General features: G+C 43.5%; 18 protein-coding genes. 9 read left to right on the top strand and 9 right to left on the bottom strand.

The features are described from left to right. Positions 1 to 7: 7 nt before the first annotated feature. Positions 8 to 979, bottom strand: a complete 972-nt coding sequence (locus GPLA_RS19310) for a class 1 fructose-bisphosphatase (RefSeq protein ID WP_040515414.1) — start codon at positions 977 to 979, stop codon at positions 8 to 10. Positions 980 to 1204: 225 nt separating this feature from the next. Here GPLA_RS19310 and mpl point away from each other — a divergent pair, with 225 nt between their 5' ends. Continuing rightward, complete coding sequence (gene mpl / locus GPLA_RS19305) at positions 1205 to 2551, top strand: UDP-N-acetylmuramate:L-alanyl-gamma-D-glutamyl-meso-diaminopimelate ligase (RefSeq protein WP_040515413.1); 1347 nt, start codon at positions 1205 to 1207, stop codon at positions 2549 to 2551. A gap of 66 nt (positions 2552 to 2617) precedes the next feature. After that, complete coding sequence (locus tag GPLA_RS19300) at positions 2618 to 3388, top strand: S1/P1 nuclease (RefSeq protein ID WP_007106684.1); 771 nt, start codon at positions 2618 to 2620, stop codon at positions 3386 to 3388. A gap of 58 nt (positions 3389 to 3446) precedes the next feature. Here GPLA_RS19300 and hemE read toward each other — a convergent pair whose 3' ends face one another. Then, a complete protein-coding gene (hemE, locus tag GPLA_RS19295; RefSeq protein WP_007106683.1) occupies positions 3447 to 4514 on the bottom strand; it encodes a uroporphyrinogen decarboxylase in 1068 nt (355 codons plus the stop codon). Between the two features lie 238 nt (positions 4515 to 4752). After that, positions 4753 to 5574 (bottom strand): NAD(+) diphosphatase, encoded by an 822-nt coding sequence (gene nudC / locus GPLA_RS19290; RefSeq protein WP_007106682.1) that lies wholly within the window; start codon positions 5572 to 5574, stop codon positions 4753 to 4755. A 343-nt stretch (positions 5575 to 5917) separates the two neighbouring features. Here nudC and GPLA_RS19285 point away from each other — a divergent pair, with 343 nt between their 5' ends. The 4 genes from GPLA_RS19285 to GPLA_RS19270 all read left to right on the top strand — a co-directional run bounded on the left by GPLA_RS19285 (position 5918) and on the right by GPLA_RS19270 (position 8486). Next, positions 5918 to 6349, top strand: coding sequence for a transcriptional repressor (locus tag GPLA_RS19285; protein ID WP_007106681.1), 432 nt, complete (start codon positions 5918 to 5920; stop codon positions 6347 to 6349). Between the two features lie 49 nt (positions 6350 to 6398). Continuing rightward, positions 6399 to 6863: a chemotaxis protein CheX gene (locus tag GPLA_RS19280; RefSeq protein WP_007106680.1), complete on the top strand. Its 465-nt coding sequence runs from the start codon at positions 6399 to 6401 to the stop codon at positions 6861 to 6863. Next, entirely contained in the window at positions 6853 to 7290 is a 438-nt protein-coding gene (locus GPLA_RS19275) for a secondary thiamine-phosphate synthase enzyme YjbQ (protein ID WP_040515412.1), read from the top strand. The genes GPLA_RS19280 and GPLA_RS19275 overlap by 11 nt, the downstream gene beginning before the upstream one ends. An 89-nt stretch (positions 7291 to 7379) precedes the next feature. Next, positions 7380 to 8486 (top strand): OmpA family protein, encoded by a 1107-nt coding sequence (locus GPLA_RS19270; RefSeq protein ID WP_007106678.1) that lies wholly within the window; start codon positions 7380 to 7382, stop codon positions 8484 to 8486. A gap of 103 nt (positions 8487 to 8589) precedes the next feature. On the opposite strand, the gene dnaB is transcribed toward GPLA_RS19270, so the two are convergent. Continuing rightward, positions 8590 to 9981, bottom strand: a complete 1392-nt coding sequence (gene dnaB / locus GPLA_RS19265; RefSeq protein WP_007106677.1) for a replicative DNA helicase — start codon at positions 9979 to 9981, stop codon at positions 8590 to 8592. 159 nt (positions 9982 to 10140) lie between these two features. Continuing rightward, positions 10141 to 11988, bottom strand: coding sequence for a DNA helicase RecQ (gene recQ, locus GPLA_RS19260; RefSeq protein ID WP_051997701.1), 1848 nt, complete (start codon positions 11986 to 11988; stop codon positions 10141 to 10143). An 85-nt stretch (positions 11989 to 12073) separates the two neighbouring features. Between recQ and GPLA_RS19255 the strand changes: the two genes are divergently transcribed. Next, positions 12074 to 12547 (top strand): thioesterase family protein, encoded by a 474-nt coding sequence (locus GPLA_RS19255; RefSeq protein ID WP_007106675.1) that lies wholly within the window; start codon positions 12074 to 12076, stop codon positions 12545 to 12547. 77 nt (positions 12548 to 12624) lie between these two features. On the opposite strand, the gene GPLA_RS19250 is transcribed toward GPLA_RS19255, so the two are convergent. From GPLA_RS19250 to GPLA_RS19235, 4 genes are read right to left on the bottom strand one after another with little or no spacing between them, the layout of a single operon-like run. Beyond that, the gene (locus GPLA_RS19250) at positions 12625 to 13050 is read right to left on the bottom strand and encodes a group I truncated hemoglobin (RefSeq protein ID WP_007106674.1); all 426 of its coding nucleotides are present in this window, start codon (positions 13048 to 13050) and stop codon (positions 12625 to 12627) included. A gap of 5 nt (positions 13051 to 13055) precedes the next feature. Next, positions 13056 to 13889, bottom strand: coding sequence for a DUF3034 family protein (locus GPLA_RS19245; RefSeq protein ID WP_407636160.1), 834 nt, complete (start codon positions 13887 to 13889; stop codon positions 13056 to 13058). Positions 13890 to 13906: 17 nt separating this feature from the next. Next, on the bottom strand, positions 13907 to 16234 hold the full coding sequence (locus GPLA_RS19240) for an EAL domain-containing protein (RefSeq protein ID WP_007106672.1): 2328 nt from the start codon (positions 16232 to 16234) through the stop codon (positions 13907 to 13909). Further along, complete coding sequence (locus GPLA_RS19235) at positions 16235 to 16915, bottom strand: methylamine utilization protein (RefSeq protein WP_007106671.1); 681 nt, start codon at positions 16913 to 16915, stop codon at positions 16235 to 16237. A 317-nt stretch (positions 16916 to 17232) separates the two neighbouring features. On the opposite strand from GPLA_RS19235, the gene GPLA_RS19230 reads away from it, so the two are divergent. Both GPLA_RS19230 and GPLA_RS19225 read left to right on the top strand, forming a co-directional pair. Beyond that, positions 17233 to 17835, top strand: a complete 603-nt coding sequence (locus GPLA_RS19230) for a mechanosensitive ion channel domain-containing protein (RefSeq protein WP_040515411.1) — start codon at positions 17233 to 17235, stop codon at positions 17833 to 17835. A gap of 133 nt (positions 17836 to 17968) precedes the next feature. After that, positions 17969 to 18898: a mechanosensitive ion channel family protein gene (locus tag GPLA_RS19225; RefSeq protein ID WP_007106668.1), complete on the top strand. Its 930-nt coding sequence runs from the start codon at positions 17969 to 17971 to the stop codon at positions 18896 to 18898. The last annotated feature ends 66 nt before the right edge of the window (positions 18899 to 18964 follow it).

The following is an 18964-nucleotide window of genomic DNA, read 5'->3' as shown; positions in this document are numbered from 1 at the left end:
AGGTTATTTAGGCTTTATAGTAGCTCAAACAAGTTTCTACTTCTTCTTTTGAGCCTAGAATTACCGGTACTCGCTGATGAATTTCAGTCGGCATTACTTCCAATATTCTACCATGGCCGGTTGATGCCAAACCGCCTGCTTGTTCCATTAAAAATGCCATTGGGTTAGCTTCGTAAAGTAAACGTAGTTTTCCTGGCATTTCAGGGTTGCGCTTGTCAAAAGGATACATGAAAATACCGCCGCGACTGAGTACGCGATGAATGTCTCCTACCATGGCGGCAACCCAACGCATGTTAAAGTCTTTACCACGCGGACCATCTTCGCCAGCAATTAAATCGCCGATGTAGTTTTGCACAGGATCTTCCCAATGACGTTGGTTCGATGCGTTGATAGCAAATTCAGACGTTTGCTTGGGCACTTGTACATCTTTTTGCGTTAACAAAAAACCGCCATGAGTTTTATCAAGTGTATATAAGTGGGTGCCGCGTCCAGTACTCAAGGCAAGCATGGCACTTGGGCCATATAGCACATACCCTGCGGCTACTATCTGAGTACCCGGTTGCAAAAATGCTGAAGGGTCATCTGCATCCATCCACTGCGGGGCGTGAGTAATCGAGAAAATAGTACCGATAAGACTGTTAATGTCAGTATTTGACGAGCCGTCTAGGGGATCGAAACTGACTAAATAGTTACCGTTAGGATTACAAGCGACTACGTCATCTTCTTCTTCTGACGATATGGCCTTCACATAACCAGATTCACTCAGAATGTCTTTCAGAATTTGATTGGAGATGACATCCAATTTCTTTTGGGTTTCGCCTTGTACGTTTTCACTCAATGTCGAGCCCAACACACCGGCTAACGCCCCTTGACTGACCCTAAACGATATTTCCTTACATCCTGCTAATAGTGTTCTTAATAGCAAGATCAGCTCCATTGGAGCGCCGTCTTCTTGAAGTTGCGAGTTAAGTCTTTTCATGTGTTATTTTGACCTTTTATCATGATTGTAGGGACAGAATTACAGGCGAATATTGTTGTTTTTATGCTCGCTGCGTAAGCGCGAACCAGTGTAACTGGATTTGTCACAAAACTCAGCCCCGAATAGCGCAGTTTGCAAGGTTGATCACGAAATTATCATCTTGTCAGTGCGAACTGCTATTGGTATCTGGTAATCTAGGTGTCTATTTCTCTTCGAAAATATTATATGCATCTACACATTTTAGGTATTTGCGGGACTTTTATGGGCGGTATCGCGGCGATTGCTAAAGCGATGGGTCATAAAGTCACCGGTTCTGACAGTAACGTCTACCCTCCTATGAGCACCCAGCTCGAAGCATTAGGCATCGAGTTGACGCAAGGATTTGACGAACAGCAGTTTGATCCACAGCCCGATATGGTCGTGATAGGTAACGCACTTTCTCGTGGTAATTTAGCGGTAGAGTATGTTTTGAACCGTGGTTTGCCCTACACCAGTGGTCCGCAATGGCTATTGGAGAACGTACTAAAAGATCGATGGGTGTTGGCTGTTTCAGGTACACATGGCAAAACGAGTACCTCAAGTATGCTGGCATGGATACTTGAATCGGCCGGTATGTCACCGGGTTTTTTGATCGGTGGCATACCGCAGAATTTTGCTATTTCTGCACGGTTAGGGGAAACCCCTTTTTTTGTTATCGAAGCCGATGAATATGACAGTGCGTTTTTCGATAAGCGCTCTAAATTTGTACATTATCGCCCCCGTACCTTGGTCATTAATAATCTTGAATTCGACCACGCTGACATTTTTGACAGTATTGCTGATATCCAAAAACAGTTTCATCATTTGATCCGTATGCTGCCTGGCAATGGTTTGGTTATCGCACCTAAGGCTGATAGCCATATAACTCAAGTGCTCGACAAAGGTTGCTGGTCTCCGGTTCAGTTTGTTGGCAGTGATTGGCAAGTGCTTAACGCTTTGCCCGATGGTAGCGAGTTTGACGTGGTATACAAGGGGTCCGTTTTTGGTCGGGTGAAATGGTCGCTATTAGGTCAACACAATGTGCAAAATGCCATGATGGCTATTATTGCCGCGCGCCATGCAGGGGTACTTCCCGACGTTGCCATTGAAGCATTAGGTAGCTTTGTTAATGCCAAGCGAAGAATGGAAGTCTTGGGCACCGTAAACAACATTACCGTGTATGACGATTTTGCTCATCATCCGACTGCCATTGCCACCACTTTAGAAGGTCTGCGGGCTAAAGTAGGTGATGCGCGAATTTTGGCGGTATTAGAACCCCGTTCGAATACGATGAAAATGGGGGTGCATAAGCAAACGTTGGCAAAATCATGGTCAAAAGCTGATCAGGTGTTTATATACCAGCCAAGCAATTTGACTTGGTCTATGGACGCGCTTTTAGTGCAAAGCGAAGTGACAGCATCAGTGCACAGCGACTTAGACATATTGGAAAAATCCATTCTGTCTTACGTTCAGCCAGGGGATCACGTGCTCATTATGAGTAACGGCGGTTTTGGTGGTATTCATCAGCGCTTATTGCAAAAATTGTCACAATAACAACACATATTATTAGCCATATTTTCAGTCATTAAAAAATGACATTTAATTGGGATTTGATCATTCATGCAAAAAATTATTGTCGGTGTGCTCGTTGCTACTTTCAGTGTAAACGTATTGGCTTGGGGGCAACTTGGTCATCGGGTAACAGGGGCGATTGCCCAGCAACATCTAACAGCCCAAGCCCAAGCGGTTGTAACTGCATTGTTACCCAATGAAGACTTAGCCGAGGCGTCTACTTACCCTGACGAAATGCGCTCTAGTCCTGAAGAGTTTTGGCAGAAAGAGGCTGGGCCTTTTCATTATGTGACGGTCCCTGAAGGACAGACGTATGCTCAAGTTGGCGCACCAGAGCAAGGTGACGGTATAAGTGCTTTGAAAATGTTCACTGCTACCATGAAAGACAGCAAGGCAAGTCAAGCGGATAAGCAATTAGCGCTGCGTTTTATCGTTCATATTATTGGTGATCTGCACCAACCCTTGCATGCTGGTAACGGCACCGATCGGGGCGGCAATGATGTAAAGGTCAACTTTTTTTGGCAAGACTCGAACTTACACCGAGTATGGGACAGCGAATTGCTTGGCCAGCGTGAACTTTCCTATACTGAGTGGACAGCACGTTTGAATCGTAAGATTAGTCAGCAAGATATTAGTGCATGGAGCGATATTGATCCGCAAGTGTGGGTCAGCGAAAGTGTTAAAATCAGAGATGAAATTTATCCACAAGAAGAAAAGATATCGTGGGACTATTTATACAATCACTTACCACAAGTACAAGAGCGTTTGAAAATGGGCGGGATCCGAATCGCAACTTACCTTAATGCGCTGTTTAAGTAATTTCCGCTAACCATAAAAAAGGCAGCGATTACGCTGCCTTTTGTACAAGTAAGTACGTTTAGCCTTTATGGTACTGAGCACTATATTTATGTACCGCATCAACAAATACTTTGGCATTTTCGGGTGGCACATCTAAGTGGATACCATGGCCAAGGTTAAACACATGACCAGGACCTTCACCAAAACCAGCTAATATGTGTTTTACCTCTTGTTCTATCCGTTCAGGAGAGGCATATAACATTGAAGGATCCATGTTGCCTTGCAACGCAACCTTGTCACCCACACGTGCTTTTGCGTTGTCGATATCAATCGTCCAATCTAGGCCGACCCCATCACAACCCGTTGCAGCAATTGACTCGAGCCACATCCCCGCATTTTTAGTAAATAGGGTTACCGGTATTTTACGGCCTTCGTTTTCACGGGTTAAACCGTCGACAATTTTGTGCATATATTGCAACGAAAAATCTTGATAATCTCGGGGAGAAAGTACGCCGCCCCAAGTATCGAAAACCATAACTGATTGGGCACCAGCGGCGATTTGCGCATTGAGATAAAGAATTACTGAATCGGCAAGTTTATCAAGTAATAAGTGCAGCGCTTGAGGCTCACTAAAGGCCATCTTTTTAATCTTAGTAAAGGCCTTACTTGAGCCGCCTTCAATCATATACGTGGCTAACGTCCATGGGCTACCGGAGAAACCAATTAAAGGAACTTCACCTTGCAAGTTCTTACGAATGGTACGTACTGCGTTCATCACATATTGCAGTTCCTGTTCAGGATCCGGTGCAGGTAAGTTTTGAATGTCGGCCATACAGGTAATAGGGTTAGAAAACTTTGGTCCTTCCCCTTGCTCAAAGTACAAACCTAAACCCATAGCATCAGGGATGGTAAGTATGTCAGAAAACAAAATAGCTGCATCTAAGTCATAGCGACGTAACGGTTGTAGCGTTACCTCACAGGCTAGTTCAGCATTCTTGCATAAAGACATAAAGTCGCCAGCTTGAGCACGGGTTGCTTTGTATTCAGGTAGATAGCGCCCAGCTTGGCGCATCATCCATACTGGAGTTACATCTACCGGTTGGCGAAGCAAAGCGCGTAGATATCGGTCGTTTTTTAAAGAATGCATGCATTTCCTCTGTAGAGTGGGGCGCCAGTCCTAGGCCAAAAAAGTCGACATTGTACCCTGTTAGATTGAATGAAGAAGTGAAAATCAACCTAAATATTGTAAAAACTTGCAACAACAGCAGAAACTCTGTTATAACAATGTTGCGTAAGCAAACTAACAATAAGAAGCTCGAAAAAACGAGACTTAGACGCTAAAATATTCGAACCCCACTTAAAGTGGGGTTTTTTATGCCTGAGAATTAGTTTTTAGTCTGGGTGATTTCTTTGATCGTTTGTTCGATTAATTGCCCCGCAATAGAAAACTTCGGGGGGATGTTTGGCAGTTCATCATACTTGAACCAATGAGCTTCGATTATCTCGTGGCCGTCTACCTTGATTTCGCCGCAGTCTAAGTCAGCCAAAAAACCCACCATTAAAGAATGAGGAAACGGCCAAGGTTGGCTTGATATGTATCTAAGATTCTTCACTGCCACGCCTACTTCTTCAAACACTTCTCGGTGAACAGCTTGTTCAAGGGTTTCGCCGCTTTCTACAAAACCTGCCAAGGTGGAGAACATATTTCGCTCTTTTTGTGGTTTACCTTGAGCCAGTAGAATTTTGTCTTCATGACGAATAGCGACAATGATGCAGGGGGATATTCTTGGGTAGCATCTATGGTGACAGCGATGACAATGCATTGCCATTTCCCAATCAATTTTTTGCATAGTTGAACCGCACTGGCCGCAAAATCTATGGGTGCGTAAAAATAGTGCGACTTGCCAAGCGCGTGCTGCGACGGCAAATACTTCTAATTCATCGTGTTGTAAAAGTGTTCTGAGATGGGCTAGTTGCATGCCTTCTTGCACAACTTGTTCGTTGCCCATATCCACTAGATAGCAAGTTTGACCTTTATGTTCACCGACCTGAACGACTTGATCTAGGTAGGCATGGGCAAAGCCGAGGTTGTTCCAGGTATCAATAATGGGGCCCGGTTGCGCGTGAGGCACTAGAAGTTTCTCGGCGCTGAAAATAAACCATATACTGGGAGTATCGCCGTGAATTTTAACGTTTTGTTTTATCATAATACCTCTATAACCAGCCTTTAGAACTTTGCTTTGATGGCGGCTGTTATTGTCAGAATGTGCGTCATGTAAAGTTGATTACGCACTTTATAACGTTGCGTTTGTGTATATGACGCTGTTAGAACATGTCGGTTCAGCTTTCGTTAAGAAATGCTTGTTAACAATGATACCCATATTGGCTGCTAATGCCTCAACTTTATGAAGCAAATCAAGCTACTATTCGTACAAAGCCCTTTAGATGAATGATATACTTGGTTAAAATGAATAGACAAATCTAGTCCAGCTCTAATCCCCGCGTTTTAAGGAGATGAGTAAGATTAACAGGAAGGTCGGCAACACAAAGATGAGCATTGGATCACAGGTACAAAAAGCACGTCAATATTGTGAGCAAAAAGGTGCACGTTTTACCCATCTCAGGGAAACGGTTTATGCCTTATTGTTAGACAAAAAAGGTGCCGTGGGCGCTTATGACTTGTTGGATACATTGAAAGAGACTGAAACCAATGCTAAACCAGCAACTGTGTATCGTACTCTGGACTTCTTGCTTGAGTTTGGGTTGATCCATCGATTAGAATCGACCAATGCTTTTGTTGCCTGTCATCACTTTGGATGTAGTCATCCTGTACAATTTTTAATTTGCGATAATTGTGGTTTGGTTAAAGAAATTCAATCAGAAGGCTTGCAGGATACGTTAGTCAAACAAGCTGAATCCCACGGTTTTCAGGTCTCGAAGCAGACCATTGAGGCCCATGGGTTGTGCGCGACTTGCCAATAGTGAAGTGCAGCGTGCAATTAAATGCTAGTCCACAGGAAGTGATGTAAAGATGAATGCAGAGTTTATAAATCCGTTTATTGCTGCTTTACGCAATGTACTCAGTACTATGGCGCAAATAGAGTTGGTGCCGGGTAAGCCGCAAAAGAAAACGGATACCACTGCCCAAGGGGATGTATCGGGTTTAATTGGTATGGTTGGTGATGATATAACAGGCTCATTGTCTATTACTTTCGAAACCAGTGTGGCATTAAAAGTTATGCAAAATATGCTCGGTGAGCAGTTAGAAAAAGTGAATGATGACGTGGCTGACATGGTGGGTGAAATTACCAATATGATTTGCGGCGGAGCAAAAAACGAATTAGGCAAACTTGGTTACAATTTCGGCATGGCTACCCCGGTTGTAGTTTTCGGTAAAGATCATACACTAAGCCACACGGCATCTGGTCGAAAATTAATCATGCCATTTGCTAGTGACCATGGAAAAATATTTTTAGAGATGTGCTTTGACAAGTAATTTACCTGTTTGGCATCAATCTAAGTTATGCATCAAGGCGAAGCCGCGAGGATTTCATCTTATTACTGATGAAGTCGTACGCCATTTGGATGTCATAACAACAATGAATATTGGTATTTTGCATCTGTTTATTCAGCATACAAGTGCCAGTTTGACGATTAATGAAAATGCAGACCCGACAGTCAGGTCAGACCTAGAGAGTCACATTAATCACGCTGTTCCTGAAGATTCGGCATATTATCTGCATAACTTCGAGGGATCAGATGATATGCCTGCACATATTAAAGCCAGCATATTTGGTAGCGACCTGAGCATTCCCATACAAAATGGAAGGTTGGCACTGGGTATCTGGCAAGGAATATATTTGGGAGAGCATAGAAATCAGGGCGGTGAACGTTGCTTGATTGCAACAATTACCGGCCAATAAATTTTTTACACACTAAATCAGATAATATATCGATGCCCATGACGGCGGTGATATCAAATGATTAACACATTACATTAAGGACGTTTATTATGAAAAAAACCATGACAGCCATGGGTATCTTGCTTGCTTTTACCAGTGGTGCTTTTGCACAGTCTGCGCCAGTAGGCGACAAGTGGGTAGGTGGTTTCGGTGAGTTTTACAAAACTGACGGTGAGCTAGATGGCGCGCCGACGTTTTACGACGATGGTATTGGTTTTGGTGCGGAACTAGGTTTTCGTTTTAAGCCACAGTGGGCTGCACGTTTAGAATGGTCTCACCTTAACATCGACCAAACCGGTGGGTTAGGTGATGAATCAGGTAACCGTCTTGGTGTTGATGCCATGTACTTCTTACCAGATGACTTGATGTATGTGTTTGCCGGTGTGAAGCACCTTGATCTGACTGATAGCTCACGTTTAGCTAACATTGGTCTTGGTAAGCATTGGGCTATAAACGACAAATGGCGAGTTATTACTGAAATTGCGGCTTATCACGATTTCGGTGAAGCCTATAACGATGTAAGCGCTAAAATTGGTTTGGCTTACAGTTTTGGCACCACATCTGCTCCAGTGACACGCGATTCAGACAATGACGGCGTGAACAACAGCATGGATAAATGCCCAGGTACTGCACCGGGTGTGAAAGTTGATGCTATGGGCTGTGCATTAGCAACAGCGGCTGTTGAATCTGATTCAGACAATGACGGTGTAGTAGATAGCAAAGACAAGTGTGCAAACACGCCTTCTACAGACAAAGTAGATGCGACAGGTTGTAGTGTCTTTACTGAAGTTGAAGTTGAAGAAACATTACGCATCTTGTTCGCTAACAACAGCTCTAAAATCGAAAATCGTGCTAATACAGACATTAAAGATTTTGCTGCCTTCATGAAACGTTTCCCTTCAACTGATACTGTAATTGAAGGTTACGCATCAGCACCAGGCGAAAGTGCTTACAACCAGTGGTTGTCTGAAGAACGTGCTAAAGCCGTTCGTATGGTATTAATCGAAGATTACGATATCAGACCAGCACGCATCACAGCAGTTGGTTTCGGTGAAAGCAAGTTGCTTGACGCAGCTACAGCGAAAGAAGCTAATAAAATTAACCGTCGCATCGTTGCGCGTGTTAGTGCTTCTAAGCGTGAGAAAGTATCTAAGTAATTTAACTTAGGCTAGAACATAAAAAAGGAGGTGAATTTCACCTCCTTTTTTTGTGCCTAAATTCTATGAATACGATTGTAATACTGTAATCGGGGAAGACCGATCAGTAGTCGTCGTCTCGCGCTGGGCCAGCGTAATTATCAAAACGTGAAAATTGCCCTTGGAAGGTTAATCGTGAGGTACCAATTGGACCGTTACGTTGCTTACCAATAATAATTTCTGCTACGCCCTTATCTTCGCTGCCTTCGTTGTAGACTTCATCGCGATAGATAAACATTATTAAATCCGCATCTTGCTCGATTGAACCTGATTCCCGTAAATCCGAGTTAATCGGACGTTTATCTGAGCGTTGCTCTAGCCCCCGGTTGAGCTGAGAAAGTGCAACCACAGGCACTTCAAGTTCTTTGGCTAAGGACTTAAGTGAGCGAGATATTTCGGCGATTTCTAAGGTTCTATTATCACTTAATCCTGGCACTTGCATCAATTGAAGGTAATCGATCATGATTAGACTGATACCGCCACGATCACGAGCAAGCTTACGGGCCCGAGTACGCACTTCCATAGGTGTTAGGCCTGAGGAATCATCTACGTACAAGTTGTCTTTATCTTTAAGCATGGCCATAGTGTTTGACATGCGAGCCCAATCTTCATCGTCTAACTGAGCGGTACGAATTTTGGTCTGATCGACCCGGCTAAGTGAAGCCAGCATCCTCATCATAATTTGTTCGGCGGGCATCTCAAGACTGAATACTAAGACGGGCTTTTCTTCCAACAGCATGGCATTTTCACACAAGTTCATGGCGAAAGTGGTTTTACCCATGGAAGGACGTGCTGCCACTATAATTAAATCAGATTTCTGTAGTCCACTGGTTTTCTTATCTAAATCTGTATATCCGGTGGATACACCAGTCACTTCTTTATTATTTTTAACCAGCTCTTCAAGACGATCAATCGTCTTGGTTAAGATTGTTTCTATGCCCCGGGGGCCTTCATTTTTACCGGTACGTTTTTCGGCAATCTCGAACACTTTACTCTCTGCCATGTCGAGTAATTCGCCGCTATTGCGCCCTTCTGGGTTGTACCCTACATCGGCAATATCGTGGGCAACACCGATGAGCTCCCTTACCACCGCACGCTCTTTTATGATATTGGCATACGCGGTAACGTTGGCAGAGCTCGGCGTGTTTTTTGCCAGTTCGCCAAGATAGGCAAAGCCACCGGCTTCTTCGAGCTCGTCTAAATTCTCTAAGTTTTCCGAAACGGTGATTAAATCTATGGGTTGATTGTTTTTTAATAAACGTAAAATGGCGCTATAAATCACCTGATGAGAACGGTTGTAAAAGTCCTCTTCGGTAACCAGTTCAGCGACTTTGTCCCAGGAATCAGGGGCGATCAACATACTGCCCAACACCGATTGCTCCGCTTCTATGGAGTGAGGGGGGACTTTGAGTTTTTCGACTTTTGGATCTTTATTTTTTGATGAGACGGCTTTCACAGCTAGGTACATTATCCTCAAAAACAGGTGTCTAGTATGCGCCAAATCCCCCCTGTTAGTAAAGGTTAGATAACGCCTGAAACCACGGCATTTTGATGGGGTGGCTTGTGATCTTAGTTCAGAATGGGGGCCTAGGTGAGGCGTGATTTAAGACGATAATTAGCCGACAGAATAAGCTGATATTGCCGACAAAAACTCACTGCCATAGCGGTCTAACTTGGTTTGCCCCACGCCATTGACCTCTAAAAACTCCATTCTTGATTGGGGTAATTTGTCCGCCATGTCGGCTAAGGTTGCATCGCTGAAAACCACAAAAGGCGGCACGTCTTCTCGCTCAGCAATGGATTTCCGCAAGTGTTTTAACTTGGCAAACAACTTACGATCATAATTCATTTCTTTGAGCTTTGACTTTTTAGCTGAATCTATCGTTAAGCGCGGTACGGCCAATGCAAGCTCGAATTGCCCACTGAGTACAGTACGCGCCGCCTCTGTAAGCTTTAATACTGCATTTTGGGTGATATCAATTCGTAGAAAGCCTTTGTGGATCAATTGATTAATAATATTGTGCCAGTGAGCATCAGATTTATCTTTGCCGATAGCGAATGTACTCAGGCCGTCATGGCCTTGCTCGATAATGCGTTTGAGTTTTTTGCCACGCAGTACATCGATAACGTATTGGCTGGCCACACTTTGACCTAAACGATAGATACAGGATAAGACCATTTGTGCTGAGACTTTACCGTCAAAGCGCTTTGGAGGATCTAAGCAAATATCACAGTTGCCGCAGTCTTTGGCTGAATATTCAGAGAAGTAGTTTAGTAACACCTGCCGGCGACAGGTTTGTGCTTCGGCGAAGGCTTCCATGGCGGCAAATTTTTGTAGTTCGATATCCAAGCGTGCGGGATTATCACCCATGCCTATCCATTGCCTGATCCGCGCCGCGTCCTTTTCATCAAATAACAGTAATGCTTCTGCGGGCATACCGTCACGACCAGCACGTCCGGTTTCTTGATAATAAGCTTCTACGCTGCGCGGTAAATCAAAGTGCACCACAAAACGCACATTTGATTTATTTATGCCCATACCAAAAGCAACCGTAGCCACAATGATATCGATATTATCTTGAATAAAATCCCGTTGGATTTTATCCCGTATTGGTCCTTCTAGCCCCGCATGATAACCGGCGCAATTGATCCCTTGACGAGCTAGGGCCATGCTTAAATCATCAACTTTCTTGCGACTATTACAATAAATAATACCGCTACCGTCTTGCTGCTTAACATACTGAATAACCTGATCAGTGGCTTTATATTTGAACAACTGGTTATAGCGAATATTGGGTCTGTCGAAGCTACCTTTAAAAACAAACGGTTCTTGTAATGCCAGCTGTTGCAAGATATCACTGCGGGTGGTGATATCAGCCGTGGCGGTTAGGCCAATAACGGGTACTGCTGGAAACTGCTGTTTTAATTGACCAAGCTGGCGGTACTCTTTGCGGAAGTCGTGGCCCCAGTGGGAAACGCAATGAGCCTCATCTACTGCAAATAACGCGATGTTTAGACTGTGTAAACGCTGCATGAAGTCAAATTGCATGAGCCGTTCTGGTGCTACATAAATCAACTTATAGCGACCATCTTGCATGCCTCGGTATACGTTTAGCATCTCCTCACTGCTGAGGTTTGAGTTGATATACGCCGCGCTGACGCCAGAGGCAACAAGAGCGTCTACTTGATCCTTCATCAACGCAATTAACGGAGAAACGACTATGGTTAAGCCACCTAATACTAAAGCGGGTATTTGATAACACAGGGACTTACCGCCACCTGTGGGCATTAATACTAAGACGTCTTGTCCGTGCAATATTTGCTCGATGACTTCCTGTTGTCCATCACGAAATTCATCGTAACCGAACACGGTTTTTAAGACGTCTTTAGCGTCGCTAATACTTGGGGAAGAAGGGCTAAGTTGGGACAAAAATCTGGCTCTAAAACAAAATTCTGCGCGCATTTTACGTGTTTTTACTGCATACATCACTTGCCAATAGATAAAAAGTTAGTCACATTGGGATCTTCGCTAATATAAGGAAGATAACGTGAGCGATAACAAAAACTTAACTCCAGAAAAATTGGCAGAGTTCGTATTGGAGTTTTTTCAGCATAACATGCCGTTTAATAAAGCTTTGGGGTTTCAAATTGAAACACTGGAGGATCACGAAGTACAAATCCGCATGCCATGGAATGACTCACTGATGGGCAATCCTGTGCACAAAATTTTGCATGGTGGAGCTACTGCCGCCATTCTCGATACCGTGGGTAGCATAGTGGCATTGATGTATGGCATTAAACAACTTAAGTCAGACGAAGTTGACGCTTTTAAAGATACCCTAGCTAACAATGGCACTATCGATATGCGAGTTGATTATTTGCGCCCGGGAAAAGGGCAAGAGTTCATCGCAACGGCCAGTGTAATACGCCGAGGACGCAAAGTAGCCGTGTGTCGAATGGAGTTGCACAACGAAGACGGACAACATATTGCGTCGGGTACAGGCACCTACCTGGTTGGATAGGGATTAAAGTAGCTTGTTTAGCAATAAAAAAGGCCGCGCTTGGCGGCCTGATAAAAGTGTTGCTGCCGAGACTATCGCTAAATATATAACATTTCTTTACGTGTTTTAGCCAGAATAGCCAATACCTTGTTCTGAATCGGGTGCGATATTTGCGCTTTATCCATGGCATTAATAAACAGATCCACACCGCGATTAAAGTCCGTTTCGGTTATGTCCATACCCGTATGCACTTGCACCATAGTGTCACCGGTATATTCGCATGGTCCGCCCGTCAAATGGCACACATGCTCAATAAGTTTTTCTCTGAAACGATCAATATTTGAATCTTTAAAGTATTCATAAATGACCGGATCAAATTCTATTTCTGTGATGAAGTTATCTACCACTTCCTCCACTTTTTGCTGGCCGCCCATTTGTGCATAAACGGATTGCTCTGAGGTTGTTGAGCAGGCGCTTAGCCCGAAAAACAGCGATACAAGTACGATAATTAGGGTGTGTTTCATAGTGCTCACCAAAGTTGTCCGTTAAAAGAAAGGTATAATCCGTCTTGACCATCGGCTCCGGCAATTTTACCTAAGTCCGCCCAGGCTAGCGTAATGCTGAAGTCTTTACTGGGTATATAGGTGACGAATAAGTCTTTCCAGTCATCTTCGCCTAATCCGAGATTATCGGGTTTTTGTCGATATTCCACACCTACTGCAAAGTGACGAGAAAATAAAATACCTGCGGAGGCTTCTAACATGACTTCATAATTGTCATTTTTTATTCCACCATAACCAAGTAAGCCCATTTCATTTGCTTTGGTCGCACGAGCGGTGAGGTTCCAAACGGCGTTATAGCCAGCGATAGCTCCGAGGTGTACTTTGGTTGCCGCAATGTAGAAATCGGTACCACTACCGGTTTTATCTGCCCCTACGGCGCTGGCTATACCTTCATCCTCCAATACTTTATGTTGTGCGCCAACGCTGATTTGTGGCCAGTCTGAATACACTACGTCACCATATACACGGTACTTAACACCGTATATATTTTGCTTGATATCTACCCCGGCTCCTTTTAAATCAAAGCGGTGCTGGGCCACGCTGACTTCAACCCGATCATAAAACGATGCGCTAATGCCTAATACGTTCAAGCGGTAGTCATCTACATCCACTTGAGTGGCGACTGCACTGACAGAAATTTGGTCCCTACTGTCGTAGCCTGCCAACGTGGCCCAAGGGACAATACCACCGCCGCCACTTCCTTCTAATTGCACTAAGCCTGCGGTGCCAATCAGTTTGCCATCTTGCGCCGAGACTAAGCTGGAGCAAAGAGCGAATATAAAACCGAGGTAGTACGACATACTTGATATTTTTTGGGTCATTTTGCTAACCAGTTAGTTGATTGATGTTTATTGTGCCAATGAATAAAGTCGTTAAAAGGTAAAGGTTTACACATATAAAACCCCTGGGCTAACTCACATCCCCAGCCATGTAAAAGTTGAAGAGTAGCTTGGTTTTCGATACCTTCTGCAACGACGTTTAAGCCAAAACTGTGGGCTAAATCGATAACCGTTCGCACGATTTTCTGATCGCCCTGCTGGGAATCCAGTTTGAGTACAAAACTCTTATCTACTTTTAACGTAGTAACCGGCAGACTTTTCAAGTAAGACATAGATGAATAGCCGGTACCAAAGTCGTCAATTGCGAGCTCGAAGCCTTTTTCGCGAAAGGCTTGTAACTGTTTAATCGCTTTCTCTGGTTCCCTTACAAGATCGCTTTCTGTCATTTCGAAGCTCAACGCTTTGCAATCGAGCTTGGAGTCATCCATCAAAGACAAGATATGTGGCAATAAAGCATTGTCCATCACATCTTTGGCTGACAAGTTGATGGCGATGCTGATGTCATGCCCTGAATCTCGAAGTAACACTGCATCCTTGATTGCTTGGTTGATCACCCAGTCGGTAATTTTGCCTATAAATCCCGCTTGCTCCGCTACGTTAATAAAGTCTTCCGGCGAAACAAAACCCAGTATGGCGTTATTCCAACGAATTAGCGCTTCGACTTTCGTTACTTTGCCACTGGTTAAATCTAATTTAGGTTGATAAAACAGGCTCAGTTCATCTTGCCGGTCATTGAGGGCGGTTTTTAATTCGGCAATAATCGATAGACGACGAAGGTAGCGATGTTCGAACTCAGGCTCATAGTTAAGTAAAAGTTGCTCAGTTAGCTGGGTTTCATCAAGCACAATATTCATGCGCCTAAACAACTCTTCTGCATTACTCGCATCAACCGGACAGTTGAGCATACCGATTGAAACCTTGGTGATAATCGAGGCATCACCGGTTTCGATTGGTTCTTCTAAGGTATTTTTAAACTGTACGACTTGCTCATGGGTAATAAACTTATCAGGTACCCATAATAATTCGCCGCCAGCTAAGCGTGCACCTAAACCGCCGTGTTCGACTAAACGCTTGGCTAATATTTGCAGACAAATATCACCATTATGATAGCCAAATACGTCATTGATACTGCGAAACCCAAATACGTTGATCCCAAACACTTGAAAGGACTTGTTTTGCTCAAACTTTGCGTTGAGTAAGGCTTCCATATTGTAGCGATTATTCAGCCCGGTTAGTATGTCATGTTGTGCCTGATAGCTGATTTTCTCTTCGCGCTGACGAATATTTGATTGCATCGATTCCAGCGCAACGGCTAGGTTTGTGACTTCTGTGGAGCTAGACTCGGTAATGATTTCTTTGTTGTAATCGCCGGTCGAAATACGCTGGGCAATCTCGGCTAAAGCCACAAGGGGGTTTGCCACTTTTCGGGAAAAAAGGGCGGCAAAGCATAACGCCAGAATGATGGCTAAAACGGCAATAAGCGAGATATTCAATTGCAAAGCACTGAAGTCTGCAAATAAACGATGTACATCGTTTGATAGGGTGATTAAGACTTTAAAGTTCCCTTCATCTGCCAATAAAAATTGTCTTGATACGTAAGGCACGTCATTGAATAGTGTAAGAGATAACCAAGATAAAGTTTGGCCTTGCTCAGACAAAGCCAGTGGCACCATTTCATCAGGCAGAGTACTGATAGTAAAGTTTTTCTCACCATTTACCTGCACTTCAATGGTGGTTTCAAGCTGGGTTACGTTTTTTAATTGTTGTCCCCACTCTTGGTTTATTTCAAAACCAATCACGGCGACGGCGATGGGGGTGGGTGCGTCTATGGTCAACATCATGACTTGGTATAGACGCTGATTAATCAGTAATAACGAAGATGCTCCACCATTTACAATCGCATTTTGTATTACGCGTGGGTAAGGAAAGGTTTCTTCTGCTTGCAGTATTTGGGGAACGCTGGTGATATTTGTACCATCCAGAGAAACCAATGCCATTACATCGGCACTGATCCGTGCGCCATGATTGTACAAGGCACTGTCTATAGTCGGTTTATCGCCGGTTGCTACCGCTTGCTTAAAGCCGAAGTCGGCGGTTAATACATTGGCCGAGTTATAAAGTACGTTTTCACGGTTCTCAAGGACCTGCTCAAATACATTCTGTGCAACTTTAAGGTCGCCATTTAACTGGTTTTTAGCGTGCTTACTGGTCGAGGTCCAGACGTTTATGAGTATCATCATAGCGGTCAGCATAACGAGCCCAACAACGAGTCGAAATATGCTTTGGTTTAATTTTCTAGTGGCCAATTAGTGGGCTCCAGATGAGAATTTCCGAGAAAATTTACGACGTTTAACCTCTGGCTTCTTTTCTTCGAGCAGATTCAATGTGACGTTTTGCACCGCACTATCTGAGGTCTCTCGGGTGACGGTAATACGTTCCGAATTACTGGTGGATAATTTGGCCTGCCAAACATGAAATTCGGTCGCCTGAGTGTGCAAGATAGCTTCGCCATTCTCATCTGTTAAGGCGGTTAATTCGTGTTCGGCAACATAGATATAACCGATCATTTGGTCATGAATATTACACCCGAGTACCACAACGCCTGGCTTGTCGAATGTCACCGGACTTGAACCCTCTCCCTTATATAAGCGGATTTCAAATGGTTTCGGCTGGGAGAAACTATAAATATGGTGGCGAATATCGTCGCTGTTCGGAAACCGCACAGACTGATTTTTTTGTACAACTAAGACATGGGGGAGAAATTGCGAATTGACTTGATCCATAACGGCCATGTCATCAATGTGATCCTGTGGTTCTCCTTGGGCACTGACTACTGCATTGGGAACAGGATTACCCGACTGATCTACTACTTTGAAACGTATCTCTTGTGCGGCGCTAGCTGAAAACACTACCAGTGAGGTAATAATAATTGCCAACTTATTTAACCACCGCTTTGGTATAGCGTAAAAAATCAGACCTTTTTTCATTAGTACTTCAACCCTGTTAGCCCACATCTTGTCGGGGATTCGTTTCGTAACGTATTTTTTTACAATTTAATCTTACACGAGCATTGAAGAATTGCACATGGGATCGTAAAAACACAATTATTTATTTCGCTATCGTCTTATTTTTGCAAGCAAAAGTGTTGTTTTCATCGCTGGCATTGCGCCCAGACGTCAATCTGCTTTACTTGCTATTCACTTATCGACTAGCATGCACTTTTTCATTAAATTGCCCGTAAACTAAACCTAAAATAAGGTATATCAATCGTTGGCAGATACCTTCACGAGTTGGATTGTAATACATGTTAGAAACACAATGGGTTAATAGCATCATAGATTGGGCGAACCACTACATGGGAAGCTTAGTTTGGACGGCCGTGATGCTGCTAGTTTACGTACTGGTAACTAAGTGGACCTTGCCAAGAATTGAAAAGAAAATCGATGAAAGTAATTTAAAAACGCCCGAAGTGATCCGGGCTTACCATATTATTCGTCTCGTGGTGGGGATCTTAACTTTTGCGGTTATTTTGATTGCGTGGGGGATCGACTTTAGTGGCTTACTGGTCATTTCTACCTCACTTATTACCCTTACTGGGGTGGCATTTTTCGCCAGTTGGTCTTTGCTCAGTAACATTACTGCTTATTTTTTGTTGTTGTTTCAAACCTCTTTCAGGCGAGGTAATTTCATTCGAGTGTTAGACGCGGATAATTACGTAGAAGGTTTTATTTCTGAAATTAATTTATTTAATACCAAGTTGATTACAGAAGACAGAGAAATTATTGTGTATCCGAATAATCTAATTTTAACGCGTCCGAGTGTTATTAACCCCAGAGCGAAATGGAAAACTGTGGGTAAATTTACCGATAGACCGGAACGAAAAATACAGCATTCACGCAAAAAATAATCCCACGACCTGCACATCCGGCAAGACTAAGCATGCTAAAATAGCCTAGATAATGACACTAAAGTGCGGTCCCCAAATATAAATTGATATGGGGTTCGCCGATTCAAACCGCCAAACAAGTATGAAGCCGTAAATGAGTATAGATTTTCCGCCATTTTTAGAACATTTCACCCTTTTCCTTAGCGCCTTGTTAAACAATAAGGTTGTGCTAACCATCATAATGACGTTTGTCACCCTAGGGGTGAAATATGCATTGGTTAAAACTGTGCGCAATCGGGCTATCAATAAAGGGAAAGATAAGCGTGATTTAGTCAACAACATTAAGAACCTTTTGAATTTTGTGATGTTGTTTTTATTACTCGGTTTATGGGCTGGCGAATTACAAAACTTCGCTTTGTCTATCGCGGCATTTGCGGTGGCGATTGTATTGGCCACTCGTGAGTTTATTCAATGTGTGATTGGTTTTTTTTACTTGGCCTCAACACGACCTTTCCGCATTGGAGACTGGGTACAAGTTGGGGAAATCGTTGGGGAAGTATCTGAAACAGATTGGATGAAAAGTACTTTACTCGAAGTTGATATCCACAAATACGAATACACAGGTAAAACGCTGTTTATTCCTAACAATGCGATGATCACTAACACGATTAAAAACCTTAACTTTCTAAAACGATACGCCACCCATCATTTTAATATCACCCGGGACCAGAGTGTTAATCCATACTTGTTCATTGATCAATTACAACTAAACGCAGAGCGCTACTGTGAAGATTTTAAAGATGTGGCTTATCGTTATAGTCAAACAATTGAGCGACGCTTGGATGTAAAAATTGCCGGACCTGATCCGCATATTAATGTTTCGACCTCAGAAGTTGGGGATTCAGTGGTCACCGTTGCTATTTTTTGTCCAACGGAACGCGCCATAGAAATTGAGCAAAAGTTGATTAAAGACTTTATGACAATGTGGTTTGCAGCCAAGCGTTCAGGCAATATTGGCCCCTGGGATGCCGACGAGACAGGCGCTAAAAAATTGGGCATGACTGATGGACCACAACAAGGTTAAATTCAGCCATTGTTAACAGTTTGTCATGTATTTTGCTTGCTTATTCATTGTTTTTTAAATCTGATA

The organism is Paraglaciecola polaris LMG 21857 (assembly GCF_000315055.1).
GTDB classification, from domain to species: Bacteria; Pseudomonadota; Gammaproteobacteria; order Enterobacterales; family Alteromonadaceae; genus Paraglaciecola; species Paraglaciecola polaris.
The sequence above is the reverse complement of the archived record's forward strand: the minus strand, read 5'-3'. Positions and strand labels throughout refer to the sequence as shown.

Bases quoted from the DNA above. Each gene is read 5' to 3' on its own strand.
- GPLA_RS19235 (WP_007106671.1), bottom strand. From the start codon at position 16,915: ATGAAAAAAGGTCTGATTTTTTACGCTATACCAAAGCGGTGGTTAAAT.
- GPLA_RS19300 (WP_007106684.1), top strand. From the start codon at position 2,618: ATGCAAAAAATTATTGTCGGTGTGCTCGTTGCTACTTTCAGTGTAAAC.
- GPLA_RS19270 (WP_007106678.1), top strand. From the start codon at position 7,380: ATGAAAAAAACCATGACAGCCATGGGTATCTTGCTTGCTTTTACCAGT.
- GPLA_RS19285 (WP_007106681.1), top strand. From the start codon at position 5,918: ATGAGCATTGGATCACAGGTACAAAAAGCACGTCAATATTGTGAGCAA.
- GPLA_RS19230 (WP_040515411.1), top strand. From the start codon at position 17,233: ATGTTAGAAACACAATGGGTTAATAGCATCATAGATTGGGCGAACCAC.
- GPLA_RS19280 (WP_007106680.1), top strand. From the start codon at position 6,399: ATGAATGCAGAGTTTATAAATCCGTTTATTGCTGCTTTACGCAATGTA.
- GPLA_RS19250 (WP_007106674.1), bottom strand. From the start codon at position 13,050: ATGAAACACACCCTAATTATCGTACTTGTATCGCTGTTTTTCGGGCTA.
- GPLA_RS19310 (WP_040515414.1), bottom strand. From the start codon at position 979: ATGAAAAGACTTAACTCGCAACTTCAAGAAGACGGCGCTCCAATGGAG.
- recQ (WP_051997701.1), bottom strand. From the start codon at position 11,988: ATGCGCGCAGAATTTTGTTTTAGAGCCAGATTTTTGTCCCAACTTAGC.
- GPLA_RS19225 (WP_007106668.1), top strand. From the start codon at position 17,969: ATGAGTATAGATTTTCCGCCATTTTTAGAACATTTCACCCTTTTCCTT.
- nudC (WP_007106682.1), bottom strand. From the start codon at position 5,574: ATGATAAAACAAAACGTTAAAATTCACGGCGATACTCCCAGTATATGG.
- hemE (WP_007106683.1), bottom strand. From the start codon at position 4,514: ATGCATTCTTTAAAAAACGACCGATATCTACGCGCTTTGCTTCGCCAA.
- mpl (WP_040515413.1), top strand. From the start codon at position 1,205: ATGCATCTACACATTTTAGGTATTTGCGGGACTTTTATGGGCGGTATC.
- GPLA_RS19245 (WP_407636160.1), bottom strand. From the start codon at position 13,889: ATGTCGTACTACCTCGGTTTTATATTCGCTCTTTGCTCCAGCTTAGTC.